This window comes from Escherichia sp. TW09308 (genome assembly GCF_000208565.1).
GTDB lineage: Bacteria > Pseudomonadota > Gammaproteobacteria > Enterobacterales > Enterobacteriaceae > Escherichia > Escherichia marmotae.
This window is the reverse complement of sequence record NZ_AEME01000001.1, coordinates 2,172,068-2,191,961: the sequence shown is the minus strand read 5'-3', so window position 1 is coordinate 2,191,961 and position 19,894 is coordinate 2,172,068. Positions and strand designations below refer to the sequence as shown.

The window sequence follows — 19,894 nt, the reverse complement described above, 5'->3', positions numbered from 1 at the left end:
TTTTGCTGAAGTATCGCCTGATATCTGCTTTTGTTTTAATACCCGTAGTCATCGCAGCACTGTTTCTGTTGCCGCCGGTGGGGTTCGCTATTGTTACGCTGGTGGTCTGTATGCTGGCAGCGTGGGAATGGGGACAGCTTAGCGGTTTTACCACTCGCTCGCAGCGGGTATGGCTGGCGGTGCTGTGCGGGTTATTGCTGGCGCTGATGCTTTTTCTGTTGCCAGAATATCACCGAAATATCCATCAACCGCTGGTTGAAGTCTCGCTTTGGGCTTCGCTTGGCTGGTGGGTTGCTGCGTTGTTATTGGTGTTATTCTACCCCGGTTCTGCGGCAATCTGGCGAAACTCCAAAACATTGCGCATTATCTTTGGTGTATTAACCATTGTTCCCTTCTTTTGGGGCATGCTGGCGTTACGGACATGGCACTATGACGAGAATCATTACAGTGGCGCGATATGGCTGCTCTATGTCATGATCCTGGTCTGGGGAGCCGACTCTGGCGCATATATGTTTGGCAAATTGTTTGGCAAACATAAGTTGGCACCGAAGGTTTCTCCAGGCAAGACCTGGCAGGGCTTTATTGGCGGACTCGCGACCGCAGCGGTAATCTCATGGGGTTACGGCATGTGGGCGAATTTGAACGTTGCACCTATCACCTTACTCATTTGCTCTATTGTCGCGGCGTTAGCCTCAGTGTTAGGCGACTTGACCGAGAGCATGTTTAAGCGTGAAGCAGGAATTAAGGACAGCGGTCATTTAATTCCAGGACACGGCGGTATTTTGGATCGTATTGATAGCCTGACGGCTGCGGTGCCGGTCTTTGCTTGTCTGTTGTTGCTGGTATTCAGGACGCTTTGACGGAAGGTATTATGCTGAGTTTTCTCTGGGATTTGGCTTCGTTCATCGTTGCACTGGGTGTGCTTATCACCGTGCATGAATTTGGTCATTTCTGGGTTGCCCGGCGTTGTGGTGTCCGCGTTGAGCGATTCTCGATAGGCTTTGGTAAGGCGCTCTGGCGCCGGACTGATAAGTCAGGCACTGAATATGTCATCGCCCTGATCCCGTTGGGCGGTTATGTCAAAATGCTGGATGAGCGCGCAGAACCGGTTGTTCCGGAACTCCGCCACCAGGCCTTCAATAATAAATCTGTCGGCCAACGTGCGGCGATTATAGCCGCAGGTCCGGTTGCAAACTTCATTTTTGCTATCTTTGCCTACTGGCTGGTTTTTATCATTGGCGTGCCTGGTGTTCGTCCGGTGGTTGGCGAAATATTGCCCAACTCGATAGCTGCACAAGCACAAATTGCACCAGGTACGGAACTAAAAGCCGTTGATGGTATCGAAACGCCTGATTGGGATGCTGTGCGTTTGCAGTTGGTCGATAAAATTGGCGATGAAAGTACCACCGTTACCGTAGCACCATTCGGCAGCGACCAGCGACGCGATGTAAGGCTCGATTTACGTCACTGGGCGTTTGAGCCTGATAAAGAAGATCCTGTATCTTCTTTGGGGATTCGTCCCCGTGGGCCGCAAATTGAACCTGTACTGGAAAATGTGCAGCCAAACTCAGCGGCAAGCAAGGCGGGTTTGCAAGCAGGCGACAGGATCGTTAAAGTCGATGGTCAGCCATTAACGCAATGGGTGGCGTTTGTGATGCTTGTCCGGGATAACCCGGGTAAAGCCTTAGCGTTGGAAATTGAAAGGCAGGGGAGTCCCTTGTCTTTAACATTAGTCCCGGAGAGCAAACCGGGTAATGGCAAGGCGATTGGCTTTGTCGGTATTGAGCCGAAAGTCATTCCTTTGCCAGATGAGTATAAAGTTGTACGCCAGTATGGGCCGTTCAACGCCATCGTCGAAGCCACGGACAAAACGTGGCAGTTGATGAAGCTGACGGTCAGTATGCTGGGAAAATTGATCACCGGTGATGTGAAACTGAACAACCTCAGTGGGCCGATCTCTATCGCCAAGGGGGCTGGGATGACAGCGGAACTCGGGGTTGTTTATTATCTGCCGTTTCTTGCGCTTATTAGCGTGAACTTAGGGATAATTAACCTGTTTCCGTTGCCCGTACTTGACGGGGGGCATCTGCTGTTCCTTGCGATCGAAAAGATCAAGGGCGGACCGGTATCCGAGCGGGTTCAAGACTTTTGTTATCGCATTGGCTCGATTCTGCTGGTGTTGTTAATGGGGCTTGCACTTTTCAATGATTTCTCTCGGTTATGAGAGTTAGTTAGGAAGAACGCATAATAACGATGGCGATGAAAAAGTTGCTCATAGCGTCGCTGCTGTTTAGCAGCGCCACCGTATACGGTGCTGAAGGGTTCGTAGTGAAAGACATTCATTTCGAAGGCCTTCAGCGTGTCGCCGTTGGTGCGGCCCTCCTCAGTATGCCGGTGCGCACAGGCGACACGGTTAATGATGAAGATATCAGTAATACCATTCGCGCTCTGTTTGCTACCGGCAACTTTGAGGATGTTCGCGTCCTTCGTGATGGTGATACCCTTCTGGTTCAGGTAAAAGAACGTCCGACCATTGCCAGCATCACTTTCTCCGGTAACAAATCGGTGAAAGATGACATGCTGAAGCAAAACCTCGAGGCTTCTGGCGTGCGTGTGGGCGAATCTCTTGATCGCACCACCATTGCTGATATCGAAAAAGGTCTGGAAGACTTCTACTACAGCGTCGGTAAATACAGCGCCAGCGTAAAAGCTGTCGTGACACCACTGCCGCGTAACCGTGTTGACCTTAAACTGGTGTTCCAGGAAGGTGTGTCAGCAGAAATCCAGCAAATCAACATTGTTGGTAACCATGCCTTCACCACCGACGAACTGATCTCTCATTTCCAACTGCGTGACGAAGTGCCGTGGTGGAACGTGGTAGGTGATCGTAAATACCAGAAACAGAAACTGGCGGGCGATCTTGAAACCCTGCGCAGTTACTATCTGGATCGCGGTTATGCCCGTTTCAACATTGACTCGACTCAGGTCAGTCTGACGCCGGATAAGAAAGGTATCTACGTCACGGTGAACATCACCGAAGGCGATCAGTATAAGCTCTCTGGTGTTGAAGTGAGCGGCAATCTTGCCGGCCACTCCGCTGAAATTGAGCAACTGACGAAAATCGAGCCGGGTGAGCTGTATAACGGCACCAAAGTGACCAAAATGGAAGATGATATTAAAAAGCTTCTCGGTCGCTATGGTTATGCCTATCCGCGCGTACAGTCGATGCCTGAAATTAACGATGCCGACAAAACCGTTAAATTACGTGTGAATGTCGATGCGGGTAACCGTTTCTACGTGCGTAAGATCCGTTTTGAAGGTAACGACACATCGAAAGATGCCGTCCTGCGCCGTGAAATGCGCCAGATGGAAGGTGCCTGGTTAGGCAGCGATCTGGTTGATCAGGGTAAAGAACGTCTGAATCGTCTGGGCTTCTTTGAAACGGTTGATACCGATACCCAACGTGTCCCGGGTAGTCCGGACCAGGTTGATGTGGTTTACAAGGTCAAAGAACGTAACACCGGTAGCTTCAACTTCGGTATTGGTTACGGTACAGAAAGTGGCGTGAGCTTCCAGGCGGGCGTACAGCAGGATAACTGGTTAGGTACGGGTTATGCTGTTGGTATTAACGGTACTAAAAACGATTACCAGACCTATGCTGAACTGTCCGTTACCAACCCATACTTCACTGTAGATGGCGTAAGCCTTGGTGGTCGTGTCTTCTATAATGACTTCCAGGCAGATGACGCCGACCTGTCCGACTATACCAACAAGAGTTATGGTACAGACGTGACGTTAGGCTTCCCGGTTAACGAATACAACTCGCTGCGTGCAGGTCTGGGTTATGTACATAACTCCTTGTCTAACATGCAGCCGCAGGTCGCGATGTGGCGTTATCTCTACTCTATGGGTGAACATCCGAGCACCTCTGATCAAGATAACAGCTTCAAAACGGACGACTTCACGTTCAACTATGGCTGGACCTATAACAAGCTCGACCGTGGTTACTTCCCGACGGATGGTTCGCGTGTCAACCTGACGGGTAAAGTGACCATTCCGGGATCGGATAACGAATACTACAAAGTGACGTTAGACACGGCGACCTATGTGCCGATCGACGACGATCACAAATGGGTTGTGCTGGGCCGTACTCGTTGGGGTTACGGTGATGGCTTAGGCGGCAAAGAGATGCCGTTCTATGAAAACTTCTATGCCGGTGGTTCCAGCACCGTACGTGGCTTCCAGTCCAACACCATTGGTCCGAAAGCGGTTTACTTCCCGCATCAGGCCAGTAATTATGATCCGGACTACGACTACGAATGTGCGACTCAGGACGGCGCAAAAGATCTGTGTAAATCGGATGATGCTGTAGGCGGTAACGCCATGGCGGTTGCCAGCCTCGAACTCATCACCCCGACACCGTTCATTAGCGACAAGTATGCTAACTCAGTCCGCACTTCCTTCTTCTGGGATATGGGTACTGTTTGGGATACAAACTGGGATTCCAGCCAATATTCTGGATATCCGGACTATAGTGATCCAAGCAATATCCGTATGTCTGCGGGTATCGCATTACAATGGATGTCCCCATTGGGGCCGTTGGTGTTCTCCTACGCCCAGCCGTTCAAAAAGTACGATGGAGACAAAGCAGAACAGTTCCAGTTTAACATTGGTAAAACCTGGTAAGTGTTCTCCACAAAGGAATGTAGTGGTAGTGTAGCGATGACTTTTGGCGATCTTTATAAGATCGCCGGGCCACGCAAAGAACTGCACCTTCCGGTGCAAATGGGATGGTAAGGAGTTTATTGTGAAAAAGTGGTTATTAGCTGCAGGTCTCGGTTTAGCACTGGCAACTTCTGCTCAGGCGGCTGACAAAATTGCAATCGTCAATATGGGTAGCCTGTTCCAGCAGGTAGCACAGAAAACCGGTGTTTCTAACACGCTGGAAAATGAGTTCAAAGGCCGTGCCAGCGAACTGCAGCGTATGGAAACCGATCTGCAGGCTAAAATGAAAAAGCTGCAGTCCATGAAAGCCGGTAGCGATCGTACTAAGCTGGAAAAAGACGTGATGGCTCAGCGCCAGACTTTTGCTCAGAAAGCGCAGGCTTTTGAACAAGATCGCGCACGTCGTTCCAACGAAGAACGCGGCAAACTGGTTACTCGTATCCAGACTGCTGTGAAATCCGTTGCCAGCAGCCAGAGCATCGATCTGGTTGTTGATGCAAACGCCGTTGCTTACAACAGCAGCGATGTAAAAGACATCACTGCCGACGTACTGAAACAGGTTAAATAAGTAATGCCTTCAATTCGACTGGCTGATTTAGCGCAGCAGTTGGATGCAGAACTACACGGTGATGGCGATATCGTCATCACCGGCGTTGCGTCCATGCAATCTGCACAAACAGGTCATATTACGTTCATGGTTAATCCTAAATACCGTGAACATTTAGGCTTGTGCCAGGCGTCCGCGGTTGTGATGACCCAGGACGATCTTCCTTTCGCGAAAAGTGCCGCACTGGTAGTGAAGAATCCCTACCTGACTTACGCGCGCATGGCGCAAATTTTAGATACCACGCCGCAGCCCGCGCAGAACATTGCACCAAGTGCGGTGATTGATGCAACGGCGAAGCTGGGTAACAACGTCTCAATTGGCGCTAACGCGGTCATTGAGTCCGGCGTTGAGCTGGGTGATAACGTGATTATCGGTGCTGGTTGCTTCGTTGGTAAAAACAGCAAAATCGGCGCAGGTTCGCGCCTTTGGGCGAACGTAACCATTTACCATGAGATCCAGATCGGTCAGAATTGCCTGATCCAATCCGGAACTGTGATCGGTGCAGACGGCTTTGGCTATGCCAACGATCGTGGTAACTGGGTGAAGATCCCACAGATTGGTCGCGTGATTATTGGCGATCGCGTGGAGATTGGTGCCTGTACTACCATCGATCGCGGCGCGCTGGATGACACGGTGATCGGCAATGGCGTGATCATTGATAATCAGTGTCAGATTGCACATAACGTCGTGATTGGCGACAATACGGCGGTTGCCGGTGGCGTCATTATGGCGGGCAGCCTGAAAATTGGTCGTTACTGCATGATCGGCGGTGCCAGCGTAATCAACGGGCATATGGAAATATGCGATAAAGTGACGGTTACGGGCATGGGTATGGTGATGCGTCCTATTACTGAACCTGGCGTCTATTCCTCAGGCATTCCGCTGCAACCCAACAAAGTCTGGCGCAAAACCGCTGCACTGGTGATGAACATTGATGATATGAGCAAGCGTCTGAAATCGCTTGAGCGCAAGGTTAATCAGCAAGACTAACGTTCCATCTATTGTTCGCCAAACTTTACGGCCTGTCTCATTCTTACGATTGCGGCAGGCCGTGTTATTATTATCGTTTCTTATATTTTGACAGGAAGAGTATCTTGACTACTAACACTCATACTCTGCAGATTGAAGAGATTTTAGAACTTCTACCGCACCGTTTCCCATTCTTACTGGTGGATCGCGTGCTGGATTTTGAAGAAGGTCGTTTTCTGCGCGCAGTTAAAAATGTCTCTGTCAATGAGCCATTCTTCCAGGGCCATTTCCCTGGAAAACCGATTTTCCCGGGAGTGCTGATTCTGGAAGCTATGGCACAGGCAACAGGTATTCTGGCGTTTAAAAGCGTAGGAAAACTGGAACCGGGTGAACTTTACTACTTCGCCGGTATTGATGAAGCGCGCTTCAAGCGCCCGGTTGTACCAGGCGATCAAATGATCATGGAAGTCACTTTCGAAAAAACGCGCCGTGGCCTGACCCGTTTTAAAGGGGTTGCTCTGGTCGACGGTAAGGTAGTTTGCGAAGCAACGATGATGTGTGCTCGTAGCCGGGAGGCCTGATACGTGATTGATAAATCCGCCTTTGTGCATCCAACCGCCATTGTGGAAGAGGGCGCGTCGATTGGTGCCAACGCTCACATTGGTCCTTTTTGTATCGTTGGACCCCATGTCGAAATTGGTGAGAATACCGTACTGAAATCTCACGTTGTCGTGAATGGTCATACTAAAATTGGCCGCGACAATGAGATTTATCAGTTCGCCTCCATCGGTGAAGTTAACCAGGATCTGAAATATGCTGGCGAACCGACCCGTGTGGAGATTGGCGATCGTAACCGCATTCGCGAAAGCGTCACCATTCATCGTGGCACAGTCCAGGGCGGTGGATTGACGAAGGTGGGCAGCGACAACTTACTGATGATCAATGCGCACATTGCGCACGATTGTACGGTAGGTAACCGCTGCATTCTCGCCAACAACGCAACGCTGGCGGGGCACGTATCGGTAGACGACTTTGCGATCATCGGCGGCATGACCGCAGTCCATCAGTTCTGCATCATTGGTGCGCATGTGATGGTTGGCGGTTGCTCCGGTGTGGCACAGGACGTCCCTCCTTATGTCATTGCGCAGGGTAACCACGCAACGCCGTTCGGTGTCAATATCGAAGGGCTGAAGCGCCGCGGATTCAGCCGTGAGGCGATTACCGCTATCCGCAATGCGTACAAGCTGATTTATCGCAGCGGTAAAACGCTTGATGAAGTGAAACCGGAAATTGCTGAACTGGCGGAAACGCATCCGGAAGTGAAAGCCTTTGCCGATTTCTTTGCTCGCTCAACGCGCGGTCTGATTCGTTAATGGCTGAACAGCGTCCATTAACGATTGCCCTGGTCGCCGGAGAAACCTCCGGCGATATCCTGGGGGCCGGTTTAATCCGTGCTCTGAAAGAACGTGTGCCCAACGCCCGCTTTGTCGGTGTTGCCGGGCCACGGATGCAGGCTGAAGGCTGCGAAGCCTGGTACGAAATGGAAGAACTGGCGGTGATGGGCATTGTTGAAGTGCTTGGTCGTCTGCGTCGCTTACTGCATATTCGTGCCGATCTGACAAAGCGTTTTGGCGAACTGAAGCCAGATGTTTTTGTTGGCATTGATGCGCCTGACTTCAATATTACCCTCGAAGGTAACCTCAAAAAGCAGGGTATCAAAACCATTCATTATGTCAGTCCGTCCGTGTGGGCGTGGCGACAGAAACGCGTTTTCAAAATAGGCAGAGCCACTGATTTAGTCCTCGCATTTCTGCCTTTCGAAAAAGCGTTTTACGACAAATACAACGTGCCGTGCCGTTTTATCGGCCACACAATGGCTGATGCCATGCCGTTAGATCCAGATAAAAATGCCGCACGAGATGTGTTGGGGATCCCTCACGATGCCCACTGCCTGGCGTTGCTGCCGGGGAGCCGTGGCGCGGAAGTCGAAATGCTTAGTGCCGATTTCCTGAAAACGGCCCAGCTTTTGCGCCAGACATATCCGGATCTTGAGATTGTGGTGCCGCTGGTGAATGCCAAACGCCGCGAGCAGTTTGAACGCATCAAAGCTGAAGTCGCGCCAGACCTGTCGGTTCATTTGCTGGATGGGATGGGCCGTGAGGCGATGGTCGCCAGCGATGCGGCGCTACTGGCGTCGGGCACGGCAGCACTGGAGTGTATGCTGGCGAAATGCCCGATGGTGGTGGGCTATCGTATGAAGCCTTTCACCTTCTGGCTGGCGAAACGGCTGGTGAAAACTGATTATGTCTCACTGCCAAATTTGCTGGCGGGCAGAGAGTTAGTCAAAGAGTTATTGCAGGAAGAGTGTGAGCCGCAAAAACTGGCTGCGGCGCTGTTACCGCTGTTGGCGAATGGTAAAACCAGCCATGCGATGCACGACACTTTCCGCGAGCTGCATCAGCAGATCCGCTGCAATGCCGATGAGCAGGCGGCGCAGGCCGTTCTGGAGTTAGCACAATGATCGAATTTGTTTATCCGCATACGCAGCTTGTTGCAGGTGTGGATGAAGTTGGGCGCGGGCCGTTGGTCGGTGCGGTCGTTACCGCTGCCGTGATCCTCGATCCGGCGCGCCCGATTGTCGGGTTGAATGATTCCAAAAAGCTGAGTGAAAAACGCCGTCTGGCGCTCTGTGAAGAGATCAAAGAGAAGGCGTTAAGCTGGAGTCTGGGTCGCGCGGAACCTCATGAAATCGACGAACTGAATATTTTACACGCAACCATGCTGGCGATGCAGCGTGCCGTAGCGGGGCTGCATATTGCGCCGGAATATGTGTTGATTGATGGTAACCGCTGCCCGAAATTACCGATGCCATCGATGGCGGTTGTTAAAGGCGACAGTCGCGTGCCGGAAATCAGTGCGGCGTCTATCCTGGCGAAAGTGACACGCGATGCTGAAATGGCGGAGCTGGACATCATTTACCCACAATATGGATTTGCCCAACACAAAGGGTATCCAACGGCTTTTCATCTGGAAAAACTGGCTGAACACGGTGCGACCGAACACCATCGGCGCAGCTTTGGCCCTGTCAAACGCGCACTGGGACTTGCGTCCTGATTCTTGTGTCGAGATTAAGTAAACCGGAATCTGAAGATGTCTGAACCACGTTTCGTTCACCTACGGGTGCACAGCGACTACTCGATGATCGATGGTCTGGCAAAAACCGCGCCGCTGGTAAAAAAGGCGGCGGCGTTGGGGATGCCGGCACTGGCGATCACTGATTTCACCAACCTTTGCGGTCTGGTGAAGTTCTACGGAGCGGGACATGGCGCAGGGATTAAGCCTATCGTCGGGGCGGATTTTAATGTCCAGTGCGACCTGCTGGGTGATGAGTTAACCCACCTGACGGTGCTGGCGGCGAACAATACCGGCTATCAGAATCTGACGTTGCTGATCTCAAAAGCGTATCAGCGCGGGTATGGTGCCGCCGGGCCGATCATCGATCGCGACTGGCTTATCGAATTAAACGAAGGGTTGATCCTCCTCTCCGGCGGACGCATGGGCGACGTCGGGCGCAGCCTTTTGCGTGGTAACAGCGCACTGGTAGATGAGTGTGTCGCGTTTTATGAAGAGCACTTCCCGGATCGCTATTTTCTCGAATTGATTCGCACCGGCAGGCCGGATGAAGAAAGCTATTTGCACGCGGCGGTGGAACTGGCGGAAAGGCGCGGTTTGCCTGTTGTGGCAACCAACGACGTGCGCTTTATTGACAGCAGTGATTTCGACGCGCACGAAATCCGCGTCGCGATCCACGACGGCTTTACCCTCGACGATCCCAAACGTCCGCGTAACTATTCGCCGCAGCAATATATGCGTAGCGAAGAGGAGATGTGCGAGCTGTTTGCCGACATCCCGGAAGCTCTTGCTAACACCGTGGAGATTGCCAAACGTTGTAACGTGACCGTGCGTCTTGGTGAATACTTCCTGCCGCAGTTCCCGACCGGGGACATGAGCACCGAAGATTATCTGGTTAAGCGAGCAAAAGAAGGTCTGGAAGAGCGTCTGGCATTTTTATTCCCTGACGAAGAAGAACGTCTTAAGCGCCGCCCGGAATATGACGAGCGTCTGGATACTGAACTCCAGGTTATCAACCAGATGGGCTTCCCTGGCTACTTCCTCATCGTTATGGAATTTATCCAGTGGTCGAAGGATAACGGTGTACCGGTAGGGCCTGGCCGTGGTTCCGGTGCGGGGTCACTGGTGGCCTACGCGCTGAAAATCACTGACCTCGATCCGCTAGAATTTGACCTGCTGTTCGAACGTTTCCTTAACCCGGAACGTGTCTCCATGCCTGACTTCGACGTTGACTTCTGCATGGAGAAACGCGACCAGGTTATCGAACATGTGGCGGACATGTACGGTCGCGATGCGGTATCGCAGATCATCACCTTCGGTACGATGGCGGCAAAAGCGGTGATCCGCGACGTAGGTCGCGTGCTGGGGCATCCGTATGGCTTTGTCGATCGTATCTCGAAACTGATCCCGCCAGATCCGGGGATGACGCTGGCGAAAGCGTTTGAAGCCGAGCCGCAGTTGCCAGAAATTTACGAAGCGGATGAAGAAGTTAAGGCGCTGATCGACATGGCGCGTAAACTGGAAGGGGTTACCCGTAACGCGGGTAAACACGCCGGTGGGGTGGTTATCGCGCCGACCAAAATTACCGATTTTGCGCCGCTTTATTGCGATGAAGAAGGCAAACATCCGGTCACTCAGTTTGATAAAAGCGACGTTGAATACGCCGGACTGGTGAAGTTCGACTTCCTCGGCCTGCGTACTCTCACCATCATCAACTGGGCGCTGGAGATGATCAACAAGCGGCGGGCGAAAAATGGCGAGCCGCCGCTGGATATCGCCGCGATCCCGCTGGATGACAAGAAAAGTTTCGACATGCTGCAACGCTCGGAAACCACAGCGGTATTCCAGCTTGAATCGCGCGGCATGAAAGATTTGATCAAGCGTCTACAACCTGACTGCTTCGAAGATATGATCGCACTGGTGGCGCTGTTCCGCCCAGGTCCGTTGCAATCAGGGATGGTGGATAACTTTATCGACCGTAAACATGGTCGCGAGGAGATCTCCTACCCAGACGTGCAGTGGCAGCATGAAAGCCTGAAACCGGTTCTGGAGCCAACTTACGGTATTATCCTGTATCAGGAACAGGTAATGCAGATTGCCCAGGTACTTTCTGGCTATACCCTCGGCGGCGCGGATATGCTGCGTCGTGCGATGGGTAAGAAAAAGCCGGAAGAGATGGCCAAGCAGCGTTCTGTTTTTGCCGAAGGTGCAGAAAAGAACGGCATCAATGCCGAACTGGCGATGAAAATCTTCGACCTGGTAGAGAAATTTGCGGGTTACGGATTTAACAAATCGCACTCTGCGGCCTATGCTTTGGTGTCTTATCAAACGTTATGGCTGAAAGCGCACTATCCGGCAGAGTTTATGGCGGCGGTAATGACTGCCGATATGGACAATACCGAGAAAGTGGTTGGCCTGGTGGATGAGTGCTGGCGGATGGGCCTTAAAATCCTGCCGCCAGATATAAACTCCGGTCTTTACCATTTCCACGTCAACGATGACGGGGAAATCGTGTATGGTATTGGCGCTATCAAAGGGGTGGGTGAAGGGCCAATTGAGGCCATCATCGAAGCCCGTAATAAAGGTGGCTACTTCCGCGAACTGTTTGATCTTTGCGCCCGTACCGACACCAAAAAACTGAACCGGCGGGTGCTGGAAAAACTGATCATGTCAGGGGCATTTGACCGCCTGGGGCCACACCGCGCGGCGTTAATGAACTCGCTGGGCGATGCGTTAAAAGCGGCAGATCAACACGCGAAAGCGGAAGCCATCGGCCAGGCCGATATGTTCGGCGTGCTGGCAGAAGAGCCGGAACAAATTGAACAATCCTACGCTAGCTGCCAGCCGTGGCCGGAGCAGGTGGTGTTAGATGGGGAGCGCGAAACGTTGGGTCTGTACCTGACGGGCCACCCGATCAACCAGTATTTAAAAGAGATTGAGCGTTATGTCGGAGGCGTAAGGCTGAAAGACATGCACCCGACAGAACGTGGTAAAGTCACCACGGCTGCGGGGCTCGTTGTTGCCGCGCGGGTTATGGTCACCAAGCGCGGCAATCGTATCGGTATCTGCACGCTGGATGACCGTTCCGGGCGGCTGGAAGTGATGTTATTTACTGACGCCCTGGATAAATACCAGCAATTGCTGGAAAAAGACCGCATACTTATCGTCAGCGGACAGGTCAGCTTTGATGACTTCAGCGGTGGGCTTAAAATGACCGCTCGCGAAGTGATGGATATTGACGAAGCCCGGGAAAAATATGCTCGCGGGCTTGCTATCTCGCTGACGGACAGGCAAATTGATGACCAGCTTTTAAACCGACTCCGTCAGTCTCTGGAACCCCACCGCTCTGGGACAATTCCAGTACATCTCTACTATCAGAGGGCGGATGCACGTGCACGGTTGCGTTTTGGCGCGACGTGGCGTGTCTCTCCGAGCGATCGTTTGTTAAACGATCTCCGTGGCCTCATTGGTTCGGAGCAGGTGGAACTGGAGTTTGACTAATACAGGAATACTATGAGTCTGAATTTCCTTGATTTTGAACAGCCGATTGCAGAGCTGGAAGCGAAAATCGATTCTCTGACTGCGGTTAGCCGCCAGGATGAGAAACTGGATATTAACATCGATGAAGAAGTGCATCGTCTGCGTGAAAAAAGCGTAGAACTGACGCGTAAAATCTTCGCCGATCTCGGTGCATGGCAGATTGCCCAACTGGCACGCCATCCACAGCGCCCTTATACCCTGGATTACGTTCGCCTGGCATTTGATGAATTTGACGAACTGGCAGGCGACCGCGCGTATGCAGATGACAAAGCTATCGTCGGTGGTATCGCCCGTCTTGACGGTCGTCCGGTGATGATCATTGGTCATCAGAAAGGCCGTGAAACCAAAGAGAAAATTCGTCGTAACTTTGGTATGCCAGCGCCAGAAGGTTACCGCAAAGCACTGCGTCTGATGCAAATGGCTGAACGCTTTAAGATGCCAATCATCACCTTTATCGACACCCCTGGGGCTTATCCGGGTGTGGGCGCAGAAGAACGTGGTCAGTCTGAAGCCATCGCGCGTAACCTGCGTGAAATGTCTCGCCTCGGCGTACCGGTCGTTTGTACGGTTATCGGTGAAGGTGGTTCTGGCGGTGCGCTGGCCATTGGCGTGGGCGATAAAGTGAATATGCTGCAATACAGCACCTATTCCGTTATCTCGCCGGAAGGTTGTGCCTCTATCCTCTGGAAGAGCGCAGACAAGGCCCCGCTGGCGGCTGAAGCGATGGGCATCATCGCTCCGCGTCTGAAAGAACTGAAACTGATTGACTCCATCATCCCGGAACCGTTGGGCGGCGCTCACCGTAACCCGGAAGCGATGGCTGCGTCTCTGAAAGCGCAACTGCTGGCGGATCTGGCCGATCTCGACGTGTTAAGCACTGAAGATTTAAAAAATCGTCGTTATCAGCGACTGATGAGCTACGGTTACGCGTAATCAGCAAATTTTCTGAAAAGGGTCACTTCGGTGGCCTTTTTTTCTATGTAGTTTATTTAGTCATATTATAAATACATTTAGATAATCTTTCTTTCGTTTTCCCCTGCCATAAAATTCTTGAACTCATGTTGATAACTCCGATTTCGGAGGCATATACAAATATACACAGTGGTCAAAAATAATATAACTTTATCAATCTCATAGAATTTTTAAGGATAAAGTATGAAAGCAATTTTAGGATTCGATCATCTTCTTATGCCGCGTGTTCTGGTGTTTTTTTACTGGCTGGCTATGGTGCTGACACTGATAGGCGGTGTCTTCTCCATATTTAGCGGAAACATTATCTTAGGGGTAGCTTATACCGTCATTGGCCTTATAAGCTGTCGTATGACTTTCGAATTAATTATGATAGCGTTTAAGAATAACGAATATTTGCGCCGCATTGCCGAGAGTGTTAGCAAGAATAGCGCAGAGTAATCTCCCGCAAAGCGCTTCACCAAACCGCATCTCAACCGCTATTACAGGCGTTTGAGATGTTGTTTTAAAATCAGAGTATACTCTAAATAATTCGAGTTGCAGGAAGGCGACAAGCGAGTGAATCACCAGGAGCTTATATAAGTAAGTGACTGGTGTGAGCGAACGCAGACGCAGCACATGCAACTTAAAGTATGACGAGTATAAATGTCTGATTCATCTTTCCTGTAATTTGTGCGTATTATCAATATATAGCGATGCACGTGCGTATCATATCAATGCAGGAGATTCTATGTTGGGTTTAAAACAGGTTCACCATATTGCGATTATTGCGACGGATTATGCGGTGAGCAAAGCCTTCTACTGCGATATTCTCGGCTTCACGCTGCAAAGCGAAGTTTATCGCGAAGCGCGTGATTCGTGGAAAGGGGATTTGGCGCTTAACGGGCAGTACGTGATTGAGCTTTTCTCATTTCCATTCCCACCGGAGCGCCCCAGCCGACCGGAAGCCTGCGGCCTGCGCCATCTGGCATTTAGCGTTGATGATATTGATACGGCAGTGGCGCACCTTGAAAGCCATAATGTGAAATGTGAAGCGATACGTGTCGACCCGTATACGCAAAAACGCTTTACGTTCTTTAACGATCCTGACGGGCTGCCACTGGAACTGTATGAGCAGTAAGGCTTGTCATCGCCGCATTTGCCCGGTAACGTGCCGGGCATCTCTATTGTAGATTCGCACTATCATGACACTCACGCTGAATACTCAACTTCTCGCCTCACGCCAGATTCTGGTGGCCTTTAGTGGCGGACTGGACTCCACCGTTTTACTGCATCAACTGGTGCAGTGGCGGGCTGAAAATCCGGACGTCACGTTACGCGCTATCCATGTGCATCACGGTTTAAGTGCTAATGCTGATGCCTGGGTCGTGCATTGTGAAAATATCTGCCAGCAGTGGCAGGTGTCGCTGGTGGTTGAGCGCGTGCAGCTTGCGCAAGAGGGGTTAGGCATTGAGGCCCAGGCACGGCAGGCGCGTTATCAGGCATTTGCCCGAACGCTGTTACCCGGAGAAGTTCTGGTCACTGCACAACATCTTAACGATCAATGTGAAACCTTTTTGCTGGCGTTAAAACGTGGCAGTGGCCCTGCCGGGCTTTCCGCTATGGGAGAAGTATCTGATTTTGCCGGAACCCGGCTTATCCGCCCGTTGCTCACTCGCACACGTGGAGAGCTGGAGCAGTGGGCACATAAACATGGCTTACGCTGGATTGAAGACGAAAGTAATCAGGACGATAGCTACGATCGTAACTTCCTGCGCCTGCACGTGGTGCCGTTATTACAGCAGCGTTGGCCGCATTTTGCCGAAGCAACGGCACGCAGCGCCACGCTTTGCGCTGAACAAGAGAGCCTGTTGGATGAACTGCTGGCGGATGATTTAGCGCACTGCCAAACGTCGCAGGGAACGCTACAGATTGCGCCAATGATGGCGATGAGCGATGTCCGCCGCGCGGCGATTATCCGCCGCTGGCTGGCTGGGCTGAATGCGCCGATGCCTTCCCGCGATGCGCTGGTACGGATTTGGCAAGAAGTTGCACTGGCGCGGGAAGATGCTTCCCCCTGTTTGCGCTTTGGCGCGTTTGAAATCCGTCGCTATCTGTCGCAACTGTGGTGGATTAAATCCGTTGCCGGGCAAAGCGAAACCATTGTGCCGTGGCTGGCGTGGCAACAGCCGCTGGAATTACCGGCTGATCTGGGAAGTGTGCAGTTTACTGCGGGAGGCGATATTCGCCCTCCGCGTGCAGATGAAGCGGTTAGCGTTCGTTTTAAGGCGTCGGGATTGCTGCACATTGTCGGGCGCAACGGTGGACGTAAGTTAAAGAAAATCTGGCAGGAACTGGGCGTGCCGCCGTGGCTGCGTGATACTACGCCACTGCTGTTTTATGGCGAAACGTTGATTGCGGCAGCGGGAATTTTTGTTACACGTGAAGGCTTTGCTGAAGATGAGGCTGGTGTAAGTTTTTTCTGGCAGAGAAATAGTTAGTTCAGCGTAGCCGGATAAGACGCGCTATGCGTCGCATCCGGCAAAAGTGAATCAGGACTCACTCACCACTACCGTACCGATTTCCGGATGGCTAAAGCTGGTAATTTTATCCAGGCGCAACTCGCGGGTTTCGCCAGCGATATCGACGACCAGATATTCCACATTTTTGCGGGACACTAAATCATTGGCTTTACCCTGCAATTTTTCGCCATCTTTCAGCTCCAGCGTCAGCAACAGGTGATGCTGGCAGGCGAGCTCAAGATTATCGTAATCATCACAATTGATAGGTTGATACGTATCATTCATTGACATAATCGCTCACCAGTAAGTTTGCCGCAGCGTATGCTGCTTTTTCCCTGACAGCCTCTGAAAGGGCATCGTCGGCAGCCATTTCATTCAGCACTTTCAAAACGCAGCCCAGCGCGTCCGGAACGTATCCTAAGTCTCCGCTGGCGATTTCCGCGTACCGCTTGCGTATTAACTCACAATATTTTTCCACATGCCCTCCTGTCAGCACTCTGACTTAACCGTGGATGCAAGTCTAAGCCTACGAAGATAAACCCTGTTTCGCAAGGTGACTATACCACACTCATTTCTGCAATATCAGCGCCGCAACTGCACGTATTCCGTTACAATGGCCTCCTGATTCGAAAGGAGTTTTCTTATGGCGCTTAAAGCGACAATTTATAAAGCGACGGTTAATGTGGCCGATCTTGACCGCAACCAGTTTCTCGATGCCTCTCTGACGCTGGCGCGCCACCCTTCAGAAACTCAGGAGCGCATGATGCTGCGCCTTCTGGCATGGCTGAAATATGCCGATGAACGTCTGCAATTTACCCGTGGTTTGTGTGCCGATGACGAGCCGGAAGCGTGGCTGCGTAATGATCATTTAGGTATTGATTTGTGGATTGAACTGGGGCTGCCGGACGAGCGGCGAATTAAGAAAGCCTGCACCCAGGCCGCGGAAGTGGCGCTGTTTGCCTATAATAGTCGGGCGGCGCAGATCTGGTGGCAGCAAAATCAGAACAAATGCGCGCAGTTTGCCAATCTTTCCGTCTGGTATCTGGACGACGAGCAACTGGCAAAAGTGAGTGCCTTTGCCGATCGCACCATGACACTACAGGCAACGATTCAGGACGGCATTATCTGGTTATCGGATGATAAGAATAATCTGGAAGTAAACTTAACTGTCTGGCAACAACCGTCATGATTGTGATTTCCCGACATGTTGCTATCCCCGATGGCGAGCTTGAGATCACCGCCATTCGTGCTCAGGGGGCGGGCGGGCAGCATGTCAATAAGACCTCAACGGCTATTCATCTGCGTTTTGACATTCGGGCCTCCAGCCTGCCAGAGTATTACAAAGAGCGCCTGCTCGCCGCCAGCCATCACCTGATTAGTAGTGATGGTGTGATTGTCATTAAGGCTCAGGAATACCGCAGCCAGGAACTGAACCGCGAAGCGGCGCTGGCCCGACTGGTGGCAGTGATTAAAGAATTAACAACGGTACAAAAATCCCGACGACCGACGCGACCTACCCGTGCATCGAAAGAGCGCAGGCTGGTATCGAAAGCACAAAAATCAACCGTGAAGGCGTTGCGTGGCAAAGTGCGCAGCGGTCGGGAATAAAAAGAAGGAATTGATGGTGAGAAAAGCGATAGTAGCAGCGATGACTGTAATCAGTCTCTTTACTCTAATGGGATGTAATAATCGGGCCGAAGTAGATATGCTTTCCCCAGCGCAGGCCGCCGAGCTGAAACCGATGCCGCAAAGCTGGCGTGGTGTGCTGCCGTGTGCTGATTGTGAAGGGATCGAAACCTCTTTGTTTCTCGAAAAAGATGGAACCTGGGTAATGAATGAGCGCTATCTGGGCGCTCGTGAAGAGCCTTCATCTTTTGCTTCCTACGGTACATGGGCGAGAACCGCAGACAAACTTGTATTAACCGACACTAAAGGCGAAAAGTCATATTATCGGGCAAAAGGTGATGCGCTGGAGATGCTCGATCGTGAAGGTAATCCGATTGAATCGCAGTTCAACTACACACTGGAACCGGCAAAATCCAGCTTGCCCATGACGCCGATGACCATGCGTGGCATGTATTTTTATATGGCTGACGCAGCAACTTTTACTGATTGTGCGACCGGAAAACGATTCGCGGTGGCAAATAACGCAGAGCTGGAACGAGGCTATCTGGCTGCTCGCGGCAGCAGTGAAAAACCGGTGCTGCTGTCAGTAGAAGGTCACTTTACGCTTGAGGCTAATCCGGATATCGGGGCACCGACTAAGGTATTAGCGCCCGATACGGCTGGTAAATTTTTCCCGAACCAGGATTGCAGTAGTTTGGGGCAGTAAACCTGCTTGTGGCAGAAACAAACGCAAAATTGCCTGATGCGCTACGCTTATCAGGCCTACAGAGTAGATTGCAATGTTTTGAATTAGCACGATTTTGTAGGTCGAATAAGATGTTCACACCGCATCCGGCATTCTGTGCACAACGCCTGATGCGACGCTGGCGCGTCTTATCATGCCTACAAAACACCCCCATTCCTTAGGAGTGATCAAACGTTTAATCCACATCCGGCATAAACACTCTGAGACTGGCTTTTATCACCGGGTCAGTCCAACGAAGCGACCCGTTTTGATATAAATCCCTGGTTTCAGATGCCCAACATACTGTAACTGTGCTTCTGGCCTAAACGCAGAGACATCGCCAGCACGCATATGCATCAGATCGGCAGGACTAATCCAACCTGACTGCGCCAGCGTAAGCGGATGCCCGGCTTTGGCAAATGCATCCGTGACAAATTCCGAACAAAACCACGATTTTTTGTCCCCCTCGCCAACACTGCTTAACTGCGCTTTCGCCAGGCCGCTGACGCACTGTTGGCGGAAATCTGCGGAAAAAGGATTCAGTGAGCACATCTGGCGGGTCACCATAAACGGAATAAATTCGACAATGCCGCGATAGTTATACCCGCTATCTTTGATTTTGTTGGCGAACGCGGTGATATCTGTGGCTTGTTGCGGGGTAAGATCCGGGGCTCGTAAGACGAAAAGCTTATCACTATGCTTCATGGCTTTTTTCAGGGAAACAATCTGGACGCCAGCGCCTGTCGCTTCTGCGACGTTATTATCACCTAAATAGATGGCAACGTGACTCACCGAGGAAGTGCTGAAGACGCGGATACCGAATGAGGTTACCCCAAGGCTTGAGGAGAACAGCAAATCGCCGGGCTTGAGGTCAGATTCAGTTATTTCAGTTATTGCTTGTTCGGTAAAAGAGCTTTGATGCTGGAATTTGACTGCCCATGTTTTCGCCTCGACATCTACCGCTGTGGCTGATGAGTCTGGCTGACTAATATCAACGGTACAGGCCGAAAGTAAAAGAAAGCAAGGGAGAAGCAGACGACAGTACGCCTTTGGTTTATTCATTTTATACAATCCATGTAAAAAAGGGTCCTGAAATTCAGG

Annotated in this window: 20 protein-coding genes; 17 read left to right on the top strand and 3 right to left on the bottom strand. The window is 51.5% G+C overall.

All coding sequences use genetic code 11. From position 1 onward, the window contains the following. The first annotated feature begins 2 nt into the window (after window positions 1-2). The 14 genes from cdsA (at window position 3) to tilS (ending at window position 16,422) form a co-directional block, all read left to right on the top strand. Entirely contained in the window at window positions 3-860 is an 858-nt protein-coding gene (gene cdsA, locus ESM_RS0110540; RefSeq protein ID WP_000922453.1) for a phosphatidate cytidylyltransferase, read from the top strand. A gap of 11 nt (window positions 861-871) precedes the next feature. Beyond that, on the top strand, window positions 872-2,224 hold the full coding sequence (gene rseP / locus ESM_RS0110535) for a sigma E protease regulator RseP (protein WP_000948226.1): 1,353 nt from the start codon (window positions 872-874) through the stop codon (window positions 2,222-2,224). A 29-nt stretch (window positions 2,225-2,253) separates the two neighbouring features. After that, window positions 2,254-4,686 carry an outer membrane protein assembly factor BamA gene (gene bamA, locus ESM_RS0110530; protein ID WP_001240903.1) on the top strand — a complete coding sequence of 811 codons (2,433 nt, stop codon included), beginning with the start codon at window positions 2,254-2,256 and terminating at the stop codon, window positions 4,684-4,686. Window positions 4,687-4,807: 121 nt separating this feature from the next. Further along, complete coding sequence (gene skp, locus ESM_RS0110525) at window positions 4,808-5,293, top strand: molecular chaperone Skp (RefSeq protein WP_000758958.1); 486 nt, start codon at window positions 4,808-4,810, stop codon at window positions 5,291-5,293. A gap of 3 nt (window positions 5,294-5,296) precedes the next feature. Next, window positions 5,297-6,322: a UDP-3-O-(3-hydroxymyristoyl)glucosamine N-acyltransferase gene (gene lpxD, locus ESM_RS0110520; protein WP_001139277.1), complete on the top strand. Its 1,026-nt coding sequence runs from the start codon at window positions 5,297-5,299 to the stop codon at window positions 6,320-6,322. Between the two features lie 104 nt (window positions 6,323-6,426). Then, entirely contained in the window at window positions 6,427-6,882 is a 456-nt protein-coding gene (gene fabZ, locus ESM_RS0110515; RefSeq protein WP_000210739.1) for a 3-hydroxyacyl-ACP dehydratase FabZ, read from the top strand. 3 nt (window positions 6,883-6,885) lie between these two features. Next, the gene (gene lpxA / locus ESM_RS0110510; RefSeq protein ID WP_000565976.1) at window positions 6,886-7,674 is read left to right on the top strand and encodes an acyl-ACP--UDP-N-acetylglucosamine O-acyltransferase; all 789 of its coding nucleotides are present in this window, start codon (window positions 6,886-6,888) and stop codon (window positions 7,672-7,674) included. Beyond that, window positions 7,674-8,822, top strand: coding sequence for a lipid-A-disaccharide synthase (gene lpxB, locus ESM_RS0110505; RefSeq protein ID WP_000840596.1), 1,149 nt, complete (start codon window positions 7,674-7,676; stop codon window positions 8,820-8,822). The genes lpxA and lpxB overlap by 1 nt, the downstream gene beginning before the upstream one ends. Next, window positions 8,819-9,415, top strand: a complete 597-nt coding sequence (gene rnhB, locus ESM_RS0110500) for a ribonuclease HII (protein ID WP_000569435.1) — start codon at window positions 8,819-8,821, stop codon at window positions 9,413-9,415. The genes lpxB and rnhB overlap by 4 nt, the downstream gene beginning before the upstream one ends. 36 nt (window positions 9,416-9,451) lie before the next feature. Then, on the top strand, window positions 9,452-12,934 hold the full coding sequence (gene dnaE / locus ESM_RS0110495; RefSeq protein ID WP_001294787.1) for a DNA polymerase III subunit alpha: 3,483 nt from the start codon (window positions 9,452-9,454) through the stop codon (window positions 12,932-12,934). Window positions 12,935-12,946: 12 nt separating this feature from the next. Next, window positions 12,947-13,906: an acetyl-CoA carboxylase carboxyl transferase subunit alpha gene (accA, locus tag ESM_RS0110490; RefSeq protein ID WP_000055741.1), complete on the top strand. Its 960-nt coding sequence runs from the start codon at window positions 12,947-12,949 to the stop codon at window positions 13,904-13,906. 222 nt (window positions 13,907-14,128) lie between these two features. Next, window positions 14,129-14,383, top strand: a complete 255-nt coding sequence (locus tag ESM_RS0110485) for a DUF4282 domain-containing protein (protein WP_000644312.1) — start codon at window positions 14,129-14,131, stop codon at window positions 14,381-14,383. Window positions 14,384-14,672: 289 nt separating this feature from the next. Beyond that, window positions 14,673-15,062, top strand: coding sequence for a VOC family protein (locus ESM_RS0110480; protein ID WP_000901101.1), 390 nt, complete (start codon window positions 14,673-14,675; stop codon window positions 15,060-15,062). 64 nt (window positions 15,063-15,126) lie between these two features. Further along, on the top strand, window positions 15,127-16,422 hold the full coding sequence (gene tilS / locus ESM_RS0110475; protein ID WP_000176591.1) for a tRNA lysidine(34) synthetase TilS: 1,296 nt from the start codon (window positions 15,127-15,129) through the stop codon (window positions 16,420-16,422). Window positions 16,423-16,473: 51 nt separating this feature from the next. Here tilS and rof read toward each other — a convergent pair whose 3' ends face one another. Both rof and ESM_RS0110465 read right to left on the bottom strand, forming a co-directional pair. After that, a complete protein-coding gene (gene rof / locus ESM_RS0110470) occupies window positions 16,474-16,734 on the bottom strand; it encodes a Rho-binding antiterminator (RefSeq protein WP_000062304.1) in 261 nt (86 codons plus the stop codon). Further along, a complete protein-coding gene (locus tag ESM_RS0110465) occupies window positions 16,721-16,921 on the bottom strand; it encodes a YaeP family protein (RefSeq protein ID WP_000417058.1) in 201 nt (66 codons plus the stop codon). The genes rof and ESM_RS0110465 overlap by 14 nt, the downstream gene beginning before the upstream one ends. 165 nt (window positions 16,922-17,086) lie before the next feature. On the opposite strand from ESM_RS0110465, the gene ESM_RS0110460 reads away from it, so the two are divergent. The 3 genes from ESM_RS0110460 to nlpE are packed head-to-tail and all read left to right on the top strand — an operon-like array spanning window position 17,087 to window position 18,775. Next, complete coding sequence (locus ESM_RS0110460; RefSeq protein WP_001185278.1) at window positions 17,087-17,632, top strand: YaeQ family protein; 546 nt, start codon at window positions 17,087-17,089, stop codon at window positions 17,630-17,632. Continuing rightward, complete coding sequence (gene arfB, locus ESM_RS0110455; RefSeq protein ID WP_000635552.1) at window positions 17,629-18,051, top strand: alternative ribosome rescue aminoacyl-tRNA hydrolase ArfB; 423 nt, start codon at window positions 17,629-17,631, stop codon at window positions 18,049-18,051. Before ESM_RS0110460 ends, arfB begins: the two co-directional genes overlap by 4 nt. 13 nt (window positions 18,052-18,064) lie before the next feature. Further along, window positions 18,065-18,775: an envelope stress response activation lipoprotein NlpE gene (gene nlpE, locus ESM_RS0110450; RefSeq protein WP_000251764.1), complete on the top strand. Its 711-nt coding sequence runs from the start codon at window positions 18,065-18,067 to the stop codon at window positions 18,773-18,775. Window positions 18,776-19,030: 255 nt separating this feature from the next. Here nlpE and ESM_RS0110445 read toward each other — a convergent pair whose 3' ends face one another. Beyond that, on the bottom strand, window positions 19,031-19,855 hold the full coding sequence (locus tag ESM_RS0110445; protein WP_001039672.1) for a YaeF family permuted papain-like enzyme: 825 nt from the start codon (window positions 19,853-19,855) through the stop codon (window positions 19,031-19,033). Between the last annotated feature and the right edge of the window lie 39 nt (window positions 19,856-19,894).